1 protein-coding gene is annotated in these 1,309 nt (G+C 63.4%); it reads right to left on the reverse strand.

Features of this window, described 5'->3' with window-relative positions:
• On the reverse strand, nucleotides 1-1,272 hold a 1,272-nt coding region (locus ACFQPB_RS23820), incomplete at its 3' end, for a TRAP transporter large permease (protein WP_382228909.1).
• Between the last annotated feature and the right edge of the window lie 37 nt (nucleotides 1,273-1,309).

Raw genomic sequence — 1,309 nt, forward strand, 5'->3', positions numbered from 1 at the left:
GAACACCGCATCACGCAGCGTGAGCGAGATGGCGGGGATGTAGGTGATGAGGGCCAGGCAGCCCATGATGACCAGCACAAACGGCAGCAGGTGGCCCACGATGCGGTCCAGCGAAATCTTGGCCACCGTGCACGCGGCAAACAGGTTCACCCCAAACGGCGGCGTGATCATGCCCATGGCCAGGTTGACCACCATGATCATGCCGAAGTGCACCGGGTCGATGCCGAAGAACACCGCCACCGGCACCAGGATGGGGGCCAGCACGATGATGGCCGCCGAGGTCTCGATGAACATGCCGATGACAAACAGCGCCGCGTTCACGCCCAGCAGGAAGTAGGCCGGCGAGTCCAGCACCTCCTTGAGCCAGACGCCAATGGCCTCCGGGATGCCCGCGCGTGTGATCAGGAAGGCGAACAAGCCCGCGTTGGCGATGATGAACATGATGACCGCGCTGGACAACACCGACTTCTTGAACACCGCCACCAGGTGCTTGAACTCCAGCTCGCGGTGGATGACCAGACCCACGATGAGGGCGTAGAACACCGCCACGACCGAGGCCTCGGTGGGCGTGAACACGCCGCCGTAGATGCCGCCCAGGATGATGACCGGCATCAAGAGTGCCCAGCCTGCCTCCACCGTGGCCTTGCCCACCGACAGGCGACCGTCGCCGTCGTTTTTGCCCAGGCCCTTGAAGCGGCAGTACAGGTGAACGAACAGCATGAGAACCCCGCCGATGAGCAGGCCCGGCACCACACCGGCAATGAACAGCTCGCCAATCGAGACTTCAGCGGCCACGCCAAACAAAATCATGGGGATGGAGGGCGGGATGACCACGCCCAGCTCGGCCGAGGTGGCCTGCAGCGAGGCGGCGTAGCCCACCGGGTAGCCGTGTTTGATGAGGGCCGGGATGAGGATGGAGCCGATGGCGAAGGTGGTGGCCACGCTGGAGCCAGAGACGGCCGCAAAGATCATGCAGGTGAGCACGCAGGTCATGGGCAGGCCACCCTGCACGCCACCCACCAGGCTCTTGGCGAAGTTGACCAGGCGGCGCGAGATGCCGCCGGTCTCCATCAGGTTGCCCGCGAGGATGAAGAAGGGGATGGCGGCCAGCGGAAACTTGTCGATGGCGGTGAACATCTCCTTGGGGACCAGGATCAGCTTGTCGCTGTCAAAGAAGGTCAGGCCCAGTATGGCCGAGCCGCCGATGGAGACGGCGATGGAGATGCTGAAGGCAAAGCCCAGCAGCATGGTGATGAGCAGGGTGAGGGACATGGTGTGGCTTCCGTGTTCTTGTTGTTCTGGGTTACTG

Origin of the sequence: Hydrogenophaga atypica (assembly GCF_042665215.1) — a bacterium.
Taxonomy (GTDB): Bacteria; Pseudomonadota; Gammaproteobacteria; order Burkholderiales; family Burkholderiaceae_C; genus Hydrogenophaga; species Hydrogenophaga defluvii_A.